This is a genomic window from Paenarthrobacter sp. 10N417 (genome assembly GCF_056394745.1).
In genome coordinates, this window is record NZ_JBFTIL010000011.1 from 80862 (window position 1) to 95405 (window position 14544).

Sequence of the window (14544 nt, forward strand, 5' to 3'; positions counted from 1 at the left end):
CATTGGCTGAGCAGGAGTGAAACACACTATGAGCGAGAACACACTGGGCGCCTTCATGGAAGAAGAGCTGGTATCACAGCCCGATGTCTGGCAGCGTGCCATTGACCAGACCGATGCTGAGAACCTGCTTCCCGCCGACGGTCAGCGGATCGCCGTCATTGGCTGTGGCACCTCCTGGTTCATGGCCCAGAGCTATGCTGCCGCCCGTGAATCCGCGGGCAAAGGCGTGACGGATGCCTTTGCGGCGTCGGAGGCTTTCCTGAACAGCAACAGTGCAGATCGCCAGTACGACGCCGTTGTGGCCATTACGCGGTCCGGCACCACCACTGAGGTGCTGGAGATCCTGGCCGGGCTGAAGGGCATCGTCCCCACTGTTGCCATCATTGGCGATACGGCGTCTCCAATCGTTGATCTGGCCGACGCCGTGATCGGTCTCCCGTATGCAGATGAGCGATCCGTGGTGCAGACCCGCTTCGCGACCTCGGCACTGGTGTACTTGCTCACCAGCCTTGGGATTGACCTGAAGCAAGCTATCGAAGACGCAAGGGATGCAGTGACAGATCCCGTGGCACAGGAACTCCTGGATGCAGAGCAATTCACGTTCCTCGGTACCGGATGGACTGTTGGCCTGGCCCACGAGGCAGGACTTAAGATGCGCGAAGCCGTGCAGGGCTGGACCGAGTCCTACCCGGCCATGGAATACCGCCACGGTCCCATCTCCATCGCGGCGCCAGGACGCGTGACGTGGTTGTTTGGCGCACAGCCCGAGGGCCTTGACAAGGACATGGCAGCCACGGGTGCCCTCTACATCCACACGGACAAGCACCCGCTCGCTGAACTGGCCCGCGTCCACAAAGTGACCCTGGAACGTGCGCGCGTCCGCGGCCTCAACCCGGACCTGCCCCGGAACCTGACGCGCTCCGTCATTCTCGACCCCTCCGCCTAGGCACCCGTCATGGTTCTCGGGCACGCAGAATCAGCAGTCCTGGCATTCGACGTCGGCGGCACAGACGTGAAGGCTGGACTCGTGGATGCCTTTGGAAACGTCCTGGGTATGCGCCGGGTCCCCACGCCGCTGGATCCAGCACATCCCGGGGAAGCCGTGCTGGACAAGCTCGCAGGCCTCGCTGATGAACTCGCATCCGAGTTTCCGGACATCCCGGCCAAAGCAGCCGGAGTCATCGTCCCTGGCATCGTGGATTCCGCGGGAGGAATCGGGATCTACTCCGCGAATCTCGGGTGGCGCAATTTCCCGTTCACCGCCGAGGCAGAGAAGAGGCTGGGGCTTCCCGTGGCGTTCGATCACGACGTCCGCTCGGCCGCTGCGGTGGAACACACCTTTGGCGGATCCAAGGAGTTCAACGACGTCGTGGTCATGGTGGTGGGCACGGGAATCGCCGCCGCCGTTTTCTCCGGTGGTGTGGCCGTCACGGCCGGTGGTTTCGCGGGAGAACTCGGCCACGCCCAGGTACCGGACCCCGACGCCGGAACTGAAGCAGCCGGAACTCAAGCAGCCGGAACTCAAGCACCAGGGGCCACCATCCTCGAGGCCGTGGGTTCGGCAGGCGCCATCGCCAAGCGATACAGCAGAAAGTCGGGCAACATCGTGGACGGTGCCCGGGACGTCCTGCTCCGGTCCCAAAATGGAGATGCCATGGCTGCCCGTGTGTGGGCGGATGCGGTGGACGCCCTCGCCTTCACCATCTGCCAGTGCGTGAACATCATCGGCACTGAAGCGGTAGTGATCGGGGGAGGCCTGGCCGAAGCAGGCGAGGACCTCCTGGAACCGCTCCGCGCGCGGGTTGACCAGATCCTGGACTTCCAACGACGTCCGCGCCTCATCCAAGCCCAGCTTGGCCAGGACGCCGGGCTCCTTGGCGCGGCATTGAACGCACGTGCGCTCCTGGACAGTGCGCGATGACCGGCCCAGCAGCGGCCGGAACGTCCCGAAACGCCGCAACCCGCATTGTCACCGTGACCCCCAATCCCGCCATCGACATGACCTACACAGTCCACGGAATCACCGAAGGCGCCAGCCACAGGGTCCCCACACCCATCAGCCGCGCCGGGGGCAAAGGGCTCAACGTTGCCAGGGTGGTTCATCAAGTGGGCCATCCCGTGCTGGCCATTGCTCCTACCGGAGGAGCCGCTGGACAGACCCTGGCTGCCGAACTTTGGACCAGCGGCGTGCCCCACGCGCTGGTGTCTGTCGCCGCCGAGACCCGCCGCAGCATCGCGCTCGTGGACACCGTCGCGGGCGAGACCTCCATCTTCAACGAGGAAGGCCAGGCGCTCCTGCCGGACGACTGGCGCTCACTGACCGCCGCCGTCGTCAAAGCCGTACGCGGCGATGCCGGAGAAACTGCGGCAGCTGTGCTGGTGGGTTCCGGCAGCCTGCCACCGGATGCACCTGCCGATTTCTACTCGTCCCTCGTAAAGCTGGCGCACGACGCCGGCATCCCGGCCATCATTGACACCTCCGGACCCGGAATCATCACCGCAGCCCAGGCCGGTGCCGATGTCCTGAAACCCAATCACCACGAGCTCGCGGAAGCCACGGGGGAGTCGAGCGTGGAAGCCGCTGCGCTCTCGCTGATTGCCATGGGTGCCCGCACCGTCCTCGTCAGCGCCGGCGCGGACGGAATGCTCGCCTTCGACCACGCAGCACCGGGCGGGTACTGGAGTGCCAGCCTCCCCGAGCCCCTGAGCGGCAACCCCACAGGGGCGGGCGACGCCGGTGTGGCGGCTGCCGCCGTCGCCCTCGCCGAAGGCGTTACCGAACCCCGCGAGATTCTCCGCCGGGCTACTGCCTGGTCGGCCGCCGCAGTGCTCATGCCCGCAGCAGGCGAGATCTCGCCGAGATACCAGGAACTTGAAGACCAACTGATCGTGACATGGAAGGAGACCCGGTGACCCTTGTCAGCACGCGGGAATTGATGGACAAGGCCGCGGCCAGCGGTACGGGCCAAGGCGCGTTCAACGTCATCCACGTGGAAACAGCGGAGGGGCTGGTGGCGGGTGCCGAGACAGCGGGTGTTCCGCTGATCCTGCAGATTTCGGAGAACTGCGCAAAGTATCACGGTGGACTTGAGCCGATTGCTGTGGCGACTTTGGCGATCGCCCGCGACGCATCGGTGCCCGTTGCCGTTCACCTGGACCATGCCGAATCCGAGGACCTCGCCATCGCGGCCGTGGACCTCGGTTTTGGCTCCGTAATGTTCGACGGCGCGCAGTTGCCCTATGAGTGGAACGTCGAAGTCACGCAACGGGTAGCCCGCTACGCCCACGAGCGAGGCGTTTACATGGAGGCCGAACTCGGCAAAGTGGGAGGCAAGGACGGCGCCCATGCACCCGGTGTCCGGACCGACCCCGACGAGGCGCAGGCGTTTGTTGAAGCAACGGGTGTGGATGCGCTCGCAGTGGCCGTTGGCTCCTCCCACGCCATGACCGAACGCAGCGCAGCACTGGACCTGCACCTGATTACGCGGCTGAAGTCGGCGGTCGGAAAACCGCTGGTCTTGCATGGCTCTTCAGGCGTCACAGACGAGATGCTCGTAGCTGCGATCGGCGCAGGTATGACTAAGATCAACGTATCCACACATTTGAACGGGTTCTTCACCCGCGCCGTCCGTGAGTACCTCGATGCCAACCCTGCAGTGGTGGATTCCCGGAAGTACATCAAGGCCGGCCGGGACGCACTGGTGCTGGAATCCGCACGTATGCTCACGCTGTTCGCCAAAGCGAAATAGCCAGACCCCGCGAAAGGCTCGTCATGACCCGCACCGATCGGCTGACCGCCATCCTTGACCTCCTGGCCGAATCCGGCCATGTGGAAGTCGAGGACATCGTGACGCGGCTTGGCGTGTCACCGGCCACGGCGCGCCGGGACCTGGACAGCCTTGCAAAACAACGGCTGCTCAGCCGTACACGGGGTGGCGCTACCACCGGATCCGTATCTTACGACCTCCCGGGCCGATACAACCGTGACGACCACGCCTTGGCCAAGCAGGAGATCGCCCTGGCCGCCTCCGCCCTGATCCGACCCGGAGCGGTGATCGGCCTGAGCGGGGGAACCACCAATACGGCTCTGGCGCAGTTGCTGTCCACCCGTGAGGACCTCAACGCGCCGTCCAACAGGCCCACTCTCACGGTGGTAACCAACGCAATTAACATAGCCTCGCAGCTCGCCGTTCGTCCGAACATCAAGATCATGGTTACCGGGGGAATCCTCAATCCGCGCTCCTACGAGCTCGTGGGCCCCTACACCGACGTGATCATGCAGAAGGTTGCCCTGGACATCGCGTTCATCGGGGTCAACGGCGTTGACCCCGATCTCGGCCCCACCATCACCGATGAAGGCGAAGCCATGGTGAACACCGTCATGGCGCGCCGGGCCACTGAATCCTACGTGGTTGCCGACTCCTCCAAGGTGGGCCGTCGCTCCTTTGCCGCCATGGCCGGGTATGACTTCCGGCACCTCATCACGGACGCCGGGATCAGCGCCGCGGACAAGGCTGCGTTCGAAGCCAAGGGCACGGAAGTCATCGTCGCCCCCGGAAACTAAGTGCTTCCTGCTAGAAACGCATTCTCGGCGCGTGAAGCACTGAATCGTCAACATCCCTTGGCACCCACTGGCTGAACGGTTCGTCCAGACTGTACTGGCCGTCGTCGGTCCTTATCAGTGTGCGGAGTTCGGCGTTCTCCGGGTTGTTCAGGGATTCGAAATATTCAACAGTCCAGTGGAACCAGCGCATGCAGAACAGTCTCATGGTCAGTCCGTGAGTGACCATCAGGGTATTTGGGGCGTACGTCGGCTTTTGCCAGTGGCGGTAAAGGGTCTCCATGAACGAGGAGACGCGGTCGTAGACGTCCGAGCCTGACTCGCCCTCGCGGAACCTGTAGAAGAAGTGGCCGTAAAGGTTGCGAAGCTCCTTCTGGTCCTCTATCTCCCCGGCGATCTGGAAGTTGGCCCAGTCCTGCTCGCGTAGCCTGGGTTCTTCGATCACGCGCTCGATCAGCGGGCCGAGGTCCAACGCCTCAAGAGTCTGGTATGCCCGCAAGTAGGGGGACACGTAGACGCAGACCTGCTCGCCGTCGAGCTTCCGCCTGAGGGCCTCGCCGGCTATCCGTGCCTGCTCAACTCCTAGTTCGGTGAGCGGGATGCGGTAGTCCGGCACACGGTTGTAGATTGACGTGTCGGCATTCGCGGCGGACTGGCCGTGCCGGATCATGAAGATTCTCCCTGGGGCACTCATCCCACCAAGCATAGGGTCTGCCTACGGGTGGAGCGGGAACGTGCGCAGTTCACGGCAAAGTGGCAGGAACTGCAGGCAAGATAGGTACATGCTCCTTGCTTCCCGCCGCCGCCTGCGCGCCGAAGTACTCATCGTACTGGGCCTGTCTCTGGGCCAATCAGCCGTGTACTCCGTGGTGCAACTTCTGGACAAGATGACACGCGCGCCGTTGTCCGAGGCAACTTCGACGCTTAACAGGTCCCAAAGCACCCGCGAGTATTTCGATCTCACGTACCAACTGCTGGACATTATCTTCGCTTTGGTTCCGGTGGTCCTGGTGTTCTACTTCCTGTCATCGCATTCACAGGGTGGCCGGGAAGGTGCAAGTGGCTCAGGCTTTGCCCGATTGGGGTTCAATTTCGCGCGCCCGGGCAAGGACCTTTTGCAGGGGCTGGGCCTCGCAGCCGCAATTGGCATCCCTTCACTTGGCTTGTACGCTGCTGGCCGTGCCCTCGGAATCACCACCGCCATTGTGCCCAGCGGCCTGGAGGCTTACTGGTGGACTGTGCCTGTGCTGATTCTCTCCGCCGTTCGCCATGCGATCGTTGAGGAAGTGATCGTCGTCGGCTACCTCCTGGACCGCTTCGGAAAATTCGGCTGGAGCACCCCGTTGGCCATTGTGGTAAGCGCGGCGCTTCGTGGCAGCTACCACTTGTACCAAGGTTTCGGACCGTTCATCGGCAACTTCGCCATGGGATTGGTCTTCGCCTGGCTCTATACCAAGACGAAGCGGGTGATGCCTTTGGTGATTGCGCATGCGCTGCTGGACATCGTCGCGTTCGTTGGCTTCAGCCTCTTCGGCAAGGCGATAGGCCTGGGTTAGGCATCAATTAAAGAAATTCGGCCGCCATCGGTGGGTGACGTCGTTGGCACCCGCTGATGGCGGCCGAAGCTTGACCGGACACACAGGACCGGGGAGGGGAGCAGGCCCCCAAGGGAAGTGACGCGTCAGATGGTGACGGCGCCGGAGGCTGTTTCGAAAGTGACGGACATGATGCCAGGCGTACCGTGCGGGGCCATCCACTGGACAGCGACGTCCTCGAGCGGCTTCTCAACGGGTTCGCCCAGCCATTCGGTGACGCGTTCCGCCGAGCCCGCAATGGTGAGGCTGGACATCTTGACGTCACTGTCATAGACCTTGGACGGGTGCAGTGAGGGGTCGCCCTCCCACTTGAGCAGGTACGGCACCTGGGGATCGGCGATCAAGCCGAGAATGCCGATCTGCTGCCACACGAGTTCGCGGCCATCCGGGAACTTGCGGTTGCCCGGAACTGCGGAACGGCCGAGGCGTTCTTCGAAGGGGGCGAGGTCGTCAACGGCGACGCACCAGCCCATCCAACCGCCGCCAGCCGCCGAGCGTGCTCGGACTGCCTGGCCAAAGGGTGCCTTGTCAGAAGCAGGATGGTCCAGGACCTCTACGACTTCCAGGTATTTGTTATCCGCCAAGGGAATGATCATGTTCCGGGTACCGAAGCGCGGGTGCACTCCGCCCCGGACTGCGTCCACTCCCAGAGCTGCGGAAATTCGTTCGGTAGTGGCCAAAAGGCCATCTCGTTCACAAGCGTAAGAGACGTGATCCATGCGCATGGCTTCATCTTGGCACTTTGTGATCGGGGTCTCAGCTAAGGGAAGCCTAACTAACATGGGACCTTGCTGTATGCCATTCGACTGCGTCATGCCGGGTCGCCCAAAGACCGAAAAATACTGCCTTCGTCACAAAGCTGTCCAAGTACCCGGGCGCTTCCTAGACTGGCCCCAGCCCACGCCTACAGCGATCAACGGCAAACCCGCGCGCCACTAAGAGGAGAATTCAATGTCCCAAGGATGGTCTTTCGAAACCCGCCAGATCCACGCAGGGCAGGAGCCTGACTCTGCCACGGGAGCGAGGTCGCTTCCGATCTACCAGACCACGTCCTTCGTTTTCCCCAGCGCAGAGAGCGCAGCCAACCGCTTTGCCTTGGCCGAGCTCGCCCCGATCTACACCCGAATCGGCAACCCGACTCAGGATGCCGTTGAGCAGCGGATCGCCAGCCTCGAAGGCGGGCTGGGCGCATTGCTCCTCAGTTCAGGACAGGCCGCGGAAACCTTCGCCATCCTGAACATTGCCGAGGCCGGTGACCATGTCGTCGCCAGCCCCAGCCTGTACGGCGGCACCTACAACCTGCTGGCACACACACTGAAGAAGTTCGGTATCTCCGTGACGTTCGTGGAAGACCCGGACAACCTGGACCAGTGGCGCGACGCCGTGCAGCCCAACACCAAGCTGTTCTTCGGCGAGGTGGTGTCCAATCCGCGCCAGGACGTGCTGGACATCGAAGGGATTTCACGCACTGCGCATGAAGCTGGCGTGCCGCTGATCGTGGATAACACGCTCTCCACCCCATACCTCATCCGTCCCATCGAATGGGGTGCGGACATTGTGGTGCACTCGGCTACCAAGTATCTGGGCGGCCACGGTGCGGCGATCGCCGGCGTGATCGTGGACTCCGGAAACTTTGATTTCGGCAAGGACCCGGAACGCTTCCCTGGATTCAATACTCCGGACCCCAGCTACAACGGACTCGTTTACGCCCGGGACCTTGGCAAGGACGGCGCGCTCGGAGCCAACCTCTCCTACATTCTCAAGGCCCGCGTGCAGTTGCTGCGCGATCTGGGTTCGGCCGTTTCCCCGTTCAACGCCTTCCTCATCGCCCAAGGGCTGGAAACCCTGAGCCTGCGCGTCGAGCGTCACGTCTCGAACGCCACCAAAGTGGCTGAATGGCTGGAAGCCCACGACGACGTCGAATCGGTTGCCTTCGCGGGTCTGCCGTCCAGCCCTTGGTACGACCGTGGCCGTAAGTACGGGCCGAAGGGTACCGGCGCAGTGGTGGCATTCAACATCAAGGGTGGCGTCGAGGCCGGCAAGCGATTCGTCGATGGCCTGGAGCTGCACTCCCATGTTGCCAACATCGGTGACGTCCGCTCGCTGGTTATCCACCCGGCGTCGACTACCCACAGCCAGCTCACGGTCGAACAGCAGCTGGTTGCGGGCGTGTATCCCGGCCTTGTCCGCCTGTCGGTGGGAATCGAGCACGTGGACGACATCATTGCTGACTTGGAGGCTGGTTTCCGGGCTGCCAAGGGCGCTTAGCGGGGCGGCCGCCCGCCGACGAAAATTCGCCGGGCGGCCCTTCTCGCTGCGTGTTCCTGAACGAAGGGACCCCAAACCGTCACACAGCTGTCACATTCTTCGCCAAAACAGCGGTATTTTTCCTAGACTCTACGTATTAGGTCATGAGTGCCAGTGACAGCCCCGGCTTGCTGGCCGGCAACCCTCCTCCGCGGTGGGGTGCCCCGGGTGAAGACCTGGCCTGTCGCACGCAAGGCGGCAGGCAAGCGCGAGGTTAGGTGTCAAAGGAATGACCATTACTGCTACAGCACCCCCAAAACCGGGCAAAGAAGACGGGACGGTCAAGTACGCCGGCGTAGGTTCGCTGGAACTTGAAGCCGGCGGTTTTCTCCCGGATGTTGTGCTGGCCTACGAAACCTGGGGGCAGCTGAACGAAGATGCGTCCAACGCCGTCCTCGTTCAGCACGCACTGACGGGCAGCACGCACGTGGCCCGCGGTGCCACCGACGAGGAAGGCTGGTGGGAGCAACTCGTTGGTCCCGGCGCGACGATCGACACCAACCGGTTCTTCGTTATCTCCATCAACATTGTGGGCGGCTGTTACGGCAGCACGGGACCATCGTCCCAGGCTCCGGACGGGCGGCCTTGGGGATCCCGCTTTCCTCTCATCACGTTGCGCGACAGCACCGTGGCTGAAGCCCGTCTCGCGGATGCATTGGGCATCAAGGCATGGCACGCAGTCCTCGGCGGTTCCATGGGCGGGGCGCGGGCACTTGAGTGGGCGGTGACCTTCCCTGAGCGTGTTCAGAGGTGCGCAGTAATTTCTGTCGGCGCCTACAGCACAGCTGAGCAAATCGCTTTCGCCCAGTCGCAGACGCTCGCCATCCGCCAGGACCCGAACTTCAACAACGGCGATTACTACGGTGGACCAACTCCCGAGGCGGGCCTTGCCCTGGCCCGACGGATAGCGCATATCACGTACCGATCAGCCCTGGAGCTTGATTTCCGCTTCGGCCGCGAAGCCCAGCACCAAGAGACGCCCCTGGCTGCTCCGGTCCTGGGGGAGCGTGGCCGCTACCAGGTGGAAAGCTACCTCGACCACCAAGGCACCAAGCTGGTGCGCCGGTTCGATGCCAACAGTTACATCGCCATCACCGAGGCACTCATGTCCCACGACATCAGCCGTGGCCGGGGCACCTTGCAGGAAGCCTTGGCCGGCGCCACTGCTGAATTCTTTGTGGCAGCCGTCGACTCGGACCGCCTCTACTTCCCGGCCCAGTCATTGGAACTGGCACAAAACCTGCCAGGCAACGTCCCCGTCCACGTGATCGAGGCCCCCATCGGGCACGACGGCTTCCTCACCGAAATCGGGCAACTGTCAGCCCAACTGCATCAGGCCTTCTTCGCGTAAGCCGGCTCAGCCGTTCATGATCTCGCCGCGCTGCTTCATGTAGTCCTCCATGGCGATCTCGCCGTTGCTGAACTTGAGGTCCAGCTCGGCCAGCTTGCGAGCACGGAAGCCTTGCTGCTCAGAGCCGCTGTTGCTGGGAAACGTAGGTGAAGAAGCGTTCGACGGCGGTCCCGCCGGCGGTTGCGCGTCGGCAGGACGGATGGTGGTGGGCTCCCCGGGATAGCCCGGGTAGTTCGGAGTGGGATACCCCTGCGCCGGATAATTCGGTGCTGGAAGATTCTGCGGGGGATAGCCGGGGCCAGGGTAGTTCTGGCCAGGATAGTTCTGACCCGGGAAGCTACGGTCTTGGAAATTACGGTCCTGAAGCCGCCGCGCCCGGGACCTGTTGTACAGGCGGATCCCCATGGGAATCAGCCACGAGCAGACGATGATCCAGAAGATCAGATTGTTCACGGTGCAGGCCTCCTAGGTCTTAACCCAGCTTAGTCCTGCGGTTTCACACCAGCTTGGTCTCCATGCCCAGGAACCTCCCGTATCGTTCCGCCTCGGCCTCCAACGCTTGTTGTTCCGCTGTTGTGAAGGGTCGATTTACTCTGACGTCGAGTTCGCAGATCCCACCGGAGAATCCGTGACGCCACCATCCGGCCAACCTGCCCTCCAGCAACACGACGTGAATGGGAGCATCGCCCTCCGGGAAATAGGGAGCCCTTCCGCCGAGGTAGTGCCTCGATTGGGAATAGCCCATCACGTACTCGTCATAACACTGGATGAGATCCACGCGGGGGAGCCGCGGCCCATCGTCAGCTGGCGGAGTCGCTGCAAAGGCTTCGACGTCTTCTGCTGGCAAGCAGAAGTCCAGGCCGTCAATCGCCACAGTCGCCAAGGCGCCCGGAAGGGACTCTTCAGCTATCTGCAAGCCAAGCCGCACATCCTTCATGGTCAGTCCGGACCAGGCGGCACAGTCCTTGATGGTGGCGGGCCCCCGGCTGGTGAAGTATCGCAGCGCCAGCTGGCCCAAAGCCCATTCTCGGTCGTCCCCGATCAAGGGCGCGTTGCCAGTGGCGGGCACACGTTCGTGGAACAAGGCGTAGGTCTGTTTGAGCGCACCCCCTGCAGAACGGACCGGGGCGCCGCTCACCAGGATTTTGCTGATCTCTGCGTGCATGAGGTGGTAAACGAGGCCTAGTCCTTTCCCGGGGAGCCCCGCCTGTTCCAGTACCCCGGCTAATTCTTCGCGTGTTTTGTGGGCTCCACCGGCCACGGCTTCGGCAAGGATGTCTCCGCTCCTGGCAGCGGCATGCTCATCAACTCCCGTCTGCCTGTACATGCCTTTGTTGCCTTGATGAAGGCGATCCGCAGACAATCCCATCAACCAGCCGAGGTCCTCACGATGCACAAAATGCCACGTTGGCCGCAGGATATGCGTCCGGAGGATCCTGCCGTCAGCCACCGCCTGCTCCACCTCATTGGCAGTGGTCCTGGGCGTTCGCTGGGCAAGGCTCCACCTCGCATAGGGAAACTCCTGCGACTGCACGGCAAGGAGGTTTCGCAGCACGTTATCAATGCTTTCACCGTAAGGATCACGCAACTGCTGACGCCGAAGCCTGAACTGCACAACGTCAGCCGGAGTCAGTGAAATGTCAGCGTGCATCGCGGAGCTCTTTCCGCGCGTCAGTCCTGCAAGCGCCCGTCACCCTTGCACCCGTCACCTTAGCCGCGCGGCAGCATGGTGCCGTTCGGACCGAAGACCGGTCCCGGCGTCGGGCGCTTTGGGGTAATGCCATCGCCGGAGGACCGATGACGCAACCTTCGGATGACCCAGGGAACAAAGTACTCACGGGCCCACACCAGATCCGAGGAACGGGCCTCACGCCAGGTGCGAACCGGCAGGGGCTTCGGCGCGAGCGGCTCCAGTGTGTGCTGGACGTTCAGCGCTTCCAGGACCATCATCGCGATCGTGTGGTGTCCCAGCGGTGAGAAGTGCAGGCGGTCTTCGTCCCACATCCGGGGATCGGCCAACTGCCTCAGGGACCACATATCGGCGATGATGGCGTCGTGCCGTGCAGCCACCGTCCTGAGGTTTTCGTTGTAGATGGCCACCTTGCCTCGGATGCGGCCCAAGACGGAGGACGCAGTGTCCGGTCCGTTGAACAACACCACGGTGGCACCACTGGAGGCCAGTTCCTGAACGGCACCATCCAGCTTCTCCGCCAAAAGGTCCGGGTCGCCGCCGGGCCGGATGAGGTCATTGCCGCCGGCCGAAATAGAGACGAGGTCCGGCTGGAGTTCCAAGCAAGGACCAACTTGTTCATCCACGATCTGCTGCAGTAACCGCCCACGGATGGCAAGGTTGGCGTAGGCAAAATCTTCGTGGCCGCGGCCCAGTTCTTCCGCTACACGGTCAGCCCACCCACGGAAGCCGCCGGGATTCTGTGGCTCGGGATCCCCGATGCCTTCCGTGAACGAATCCCCCAGTGCCACGTAACGGCTCCAAGGGTGAGTTTGTACCGGGTCGCCCGGCTTCACCAATGAATTGACGTCACTCACGCTTTCCATCCTGCCTTGAACCTGCAAACCTACGCCACCGTAGGTTGTTACCCATCAGTAACTGCAAGAATAGACCCATGACTGAAGCCGTTGCATTCCCCGCGCCCGTTGTCCTGTGGTCCCATGACGAAGCCGAGCGGGAGGGCAAACCGCTTCTGCTGCTGTTGCACGGCTACGGCTCCAATGAGGACGATCTCTTCAGCCTCGCCGGCCTGCTTCCCGAGGGATTTGTAGTGGCTTCCTTGCGGGCACCAATGTCCATGGGCCCCGGCTTCACGTGGTTCCCGCTCACGGCGTCGATCGAGTATTCCCTTGAAGCAGTAAAGCTTGCCGCTGATTACGCCCTTGAGTGGTTGGACACGGTCAAAGCCAATCATTCTTCAGTGACACTGCTTGGCTTCTCCATGGGCATGGCAATGGCGACCACCATGCTCCGCTACCGTCCCACGGACTTCGCTGCCGTCGTCGGGCTTTCGGGTTTTGTGGTGGACGCTGGCGATGACGCCGCTTTCCGCGATGCTGAACTGGACGGCACCTTGCCGATGTTCTGGGGCCGCGACCAGCAGGACCCCGTTATTACTCCGGACAAGATCGAATACACCATGGGATGGGTGCGCAACCATGTGGACCTCACCAAGGTGCTCTACACCGGCATGTGGCATGGCATCAACCAGCAGGAGATCGGCCACGTGGGCGAATTCCTGACCCACAAGGTGCTCTCCACCACGTAGAAAAGCAACGCGGGGTCACTTGTGGCCCCTTGGAAGCCTCACAATGGGCCAAAAGTGACCCCGCGTTGCTTCAGGCGCTGGTGATCCGGACGGTCTGGCCGTTGACGGTAACGGTATCTCCGGCGTGGAGTTGGCGGCCGCGGCGGTCGTCGATTTCGTCGTTGACCTTGACCAAGCCGTTCTTGATGAGCTCCGTAGCTTCAACGCCGTCCTCCACGAGATTGGCGAGCTTCAGCAGCTGCCCGAGGCGGATCATGTCGTCGCGGATGGGGATCTCTTCGATTTCGGGGTTGCTCATACAGCAATGATGCCTGAAGTAGTGTGGGGTCAGTGCCGCAGCCTTCTCTCCGTTCAACCCTTCCGCTCGCCATTGGCCTCCCTGTTGCAGTAGCAACTGGCCTGGTCATTCCGCTTCAAGGAAGGATCAACGGGGCGCTCGGGGCCCGGTTGAATGATGGCATCGCCGCCGCCGTGGTGAGCTTCACCACAGGACTCGTGCTCATCGCTGCCATTTCCGTTGCCACGCCCAAAGGCAGGGCAGGTCTTCGGCGCATCGTCCCGGCAGTCCGCAACCGGAGCTTTCCCCGCTTCTACGTCATGGCCGGCGGGATCGGCGCTCTCTTCGTCTTCGCCCAGTCCTTCACCATTGGCCTGTTGGGTGTGGCCCTGTTCACCGTTGCTGCGGTTACGGGACAGACCCTCAGCGGACTCCTCGTGGACCGCATGGGCATCGGTCCCGGCGGCAAACGGTCCATTACGGGAGTGCGGATCCTGGGCAGTGTGCTGACGGTTGCCGCAGTTGCTTGGGCTGTTTCCCCTCGCTTCGGGGGCAATACCGATATCGCCTCCCTGTTGCTGCCCGTCCTGCTGCCTCTGGCGGCAGGGTTTCTCATGAGTTTCCAGCAGGCCATGAACGGAACCGCCACCGTTCACTACGGGACGCCTGTGGCCGCCACGCTGGTCAACTTCATCGCCGGTGCCGTCATCCTTTGGATCGCTTGGCTCATCAAACTTTCCGTGGCGGGCGCGGGCAACCCACTTCCGGGTGAATGGTGGTTCTATCTGGGCGGCCCCATGGGCTGCCTTTTCATTGGGCTTGCAGCGCTTTTGGTCCGAAGCCTTGGCGTGCTGGTCACCGGTCTTGGCATGATTGCCGGCCAGCTGGTCGGTTCCTTAGTGCTCGACGTCGTGATCCCCAGTCCCGGTGCGGTGGTCGCCTTGCCCACGGTGTTGGGTACGGTGCTGACGCTCGCGGCGATCATCGTAGCCACGTTGCCCTGGCCCCGGGGAGCATTCGTACGAAAGGTCCCGGCTAAAGGCCGGTAGGCTAGGACACGCAGCTTTCTGCACAGTTATTATCCGCACCAATTCCCCAGCCCACCCCGCCGGACAACCTCGTCCGGAATCCGGGGCAACCACCGCGGACCGCACCCAGCGGCCCTGTAGAACAAA

General features: G+C 62.6%; 16 protein-coding genes and 1 riboswitch. Of the genes, 10 read left to right on the plus strand and 6 right to left on the minus strand.

What is annotated here, in order from left to right; genetic code table 11:
* The first annotated feature begins 28 nt into the window (after positions 1–28).
* Genes AC1DCM_RS14825 through AC1DCM_RS14845 form a run of 5 tightly spaced genes read left to right on the plus strand, consistent with a single transcriptional unit; the run spans position 29 to position 4564 of the window.
* Positions 29–946: an SIS domain-containing protein gene (locus AC1DCM_RS14825; protein WP_477518815.1), complete on the plus strand. Its 918-nt coding sequence runs from the start codon at positions 29–31 to the stop codon at positions 944–946.
* A 9-nt stretch (positions 947–955) separates the two neighbouring features.
* Positions 956–1921, plus strand: a complete 966-nt coding sequence (locus tag AC1DCM_RS14830) for an ROK family protein (protein ID WP_477518816.1) — start codon at positions 956–958, stop codon at positions 1919–1921.
* Positions 1918–2913 (plus strand): 1-phosphofructokinase family hexose kinase, encoded by a 996-nt coding sequence (locus tag AC1DCM_RS14835; protein ID WP_477518817.1) that lies wholly within the window; start codon positions 1918–1920, stop codon positions 2911–2913. Before AC1DCM_RS14830 ends, AC1DCM_RS14835 begins: the two co-directional genes overlap by 4 nt.
* The gene (locus AC1DCM_RS14840; protein ID WP_477518818.1) at positions 2895–3749 is read left to right on the plus strand and encodes a class II fructose-bisphosphate aldolase; all 855 of its coding nucleotides are present in this window, start codon (positions 2895–2897) and stop codon (positions 3747–3749) included. Before AC1DCM_RS14835 ends, AC1DCM_RS14840 begins: the two co-directional genes overlap by 19 nt.
* 23 nt (positions 3750–3772) lie before the next feature.
* The gene (locus tag AC1DCM_RS14845) at positions 3773–4564 is read left to right on the plus strand and encodes a DeoR/GlpR family DNA-binding transcription regulator (RefSeq protein WP_442016985.1); all 792 of its coding nucleotides are present in this window, start codon (positions 3773–3775) and stop codon (positions 4562–4564) included.
* Positions 4565–4574: 10 nt separating this feature from the next.
* Here the strand turns inward: AC1DCM_RS14845 and AC1DCM_RS14850 are convergent, their stop codons facing one another.
* On the minus strand, positions 4575–5231 hold the full coding sequence (locus AC1DCM_RS14850; protein WP_477518819.1) for a histidine phosphatase family protein: 657 nt from the start codon (positions 5229–5231) through the stop codon (positions 4575–4577).
* Positions 5232–5343: 112 nt separating this feature from the next.
* On the opposite strand from AC1DCM_RS14850, the gene AC1DCM_RS14855 reads away from it, so the two are divergent.
* Entirely contained in the window at positions 5344–6117 is a 774-nt protein-coding gene (locus AC1DCM_RS14855) for a CPBP family intramembrane glutamic endopeptidase (RefSeq protein WP_442016987.1), read from the plus strand.
* Positions 6118–6242: 125 nt separating this feature from the next.
* Here the strand turns inward: AC1DCM_RS14855 and AC1DCM_RS14860 are convergent, their stop codons facing one another.
* Complete coding sequence (locus tag AC1DCM_RS14860; RefSeq protein WP_442016988.1) at positions 6243–6881, minus strand: VOC family protein; 639 nt, start codon at positions 6879–6881, stop codon at positions 6243–6245.
* Positions 6882–7107: 226 nt separating this feature from the next.
* Here AC1DCM_RS14860 and AC1DCM_RS14865 point away from each other — a divergent pair, with 226 nt between their 5' ends.
* Together AC1DCM_RS14865 and metX are read left to right on the plus strand one after the other, a co-directional pair.
* Positions 7108–8424: a bifunctional o-acetylhomoserine/o-acetylserine sulfhydrylase gene (locus AC1DCM_RS14865; RefSeq protein WP_442016989.1), complete on the plus strand. Its 1317-nt coding sequence runs from the start codon at positions 7108–7110 to the stop codon at positions 8422–8424.
* A 139-nt stretch (positions 8425–8563) separates the two neighbouring features.
* Positions 8564–8678: riboswitch (SAM riboswitch) on the plus strand.
* A 14-nt stretch (positions 8679–8692) separates the two neighbouring features.
* Positions 8693–9814: a homoserine O-acetyltransferase MetX gene (metX, locus tag AC1DCM_RS14870; RefSeq protein WP_442016990.1), complete on the plus strand. Its 1122-nt coding sequence runs from the start codon at positions 8693–8695 to the stop codon at positions 9812–9814.
* Positions 9815–9820: 6 nt separating this feature from the next.
* On the opposite strand, the gene AC1DCM_RS14875 is transcribed toward metX, so the two are convergent.
* Genes AC1DCM_RS14875 through AC1DCM_RS14885 form a run of 3 tightly spaced genes read right to left on the minus strand, consistent with a single transcriptional unit; the run spans position 9821 to position 12370 of the window.
* Entirely contained in the window at positions 9821–10267 is a 447-nt protein-coding gene (locus AC1DCM_RS14875; protein ID WP_442016991.1) for a hypothetical protein, read from the minus strand.
* Positions 10268–10310: 43 nt separating this feature from the next.
* On the minus strand, positions 10311–11465 hold the full coding sequence (locus tag AC1DCM_RS14880; RefSeq protein WP_442016992.1) for a winged helix DNA-binding domain-containing protein: 1155 nt from the start codon (positions 11463–11465) through the stop codon (positions 10311–10313).
* A 59-nt stretch (positions 11466–11524) separates the two neighbouring features.
* Positions 11525–12370: an SGNH/GDSL hydrolase family protein gene (locus tag AC1DCM_RS14885; protein WP_442016993.1), complete on the minus strand. Its 846-nt coding sequence runs from the start codon at positions 12368–12370 to the stop codon at positions 11525–11527.
* A 68-nt stretch (positions 12371–12438) separates the two neighbouring features.
* Between AC1DCM_RS14885 and AC1DCM_RS14890 the strand changes: the two genes are divergently transcribed.
* Entirely contained in the window at positions 12439–13092 is a 654-nt protein-coding gene (locus AC1DCM_RS14890; RefSeq protein WP_442016994.1) for an alpha/beta hydrolase, read from the plus strand.
* Between the two features lie 70 nt (positions 13093–13162).
* Here the strand turns inward: AC1DCM_RS14890 and AC1DCM_RS14895 are convergent, their stop codons facing one another.
* Positions 13163–13390, minus strand: a complete 228-nt coding sequence (locus AC1DCM_RS14895) for an RNA-binding S4 domain-containing protein (protein WP_442006213.1) — start codon at positions 13388–13390, stop codon at positions 13163–13165.
* Between the two features lie 23 nt (positions 13391–13413).
* Here AC1DCM_RS14895 and AC1DCM_RS14900 point away from each other — a divergent pair, with 23 nt between their 5' ends.
* Positions 13414–14418: a DMT family transporter gene (locus AC1DCM_RS14900; RefSeq protein WP_442006214.1), complete on the plus strand. Its 1005-nt coding sequence runs from the start codon at positions 13414–13416 to the stop codon at positions 14416–14418.
* The last annotated feature ends 126 nt before the right edge of the window (positions 14419–14544 follow it).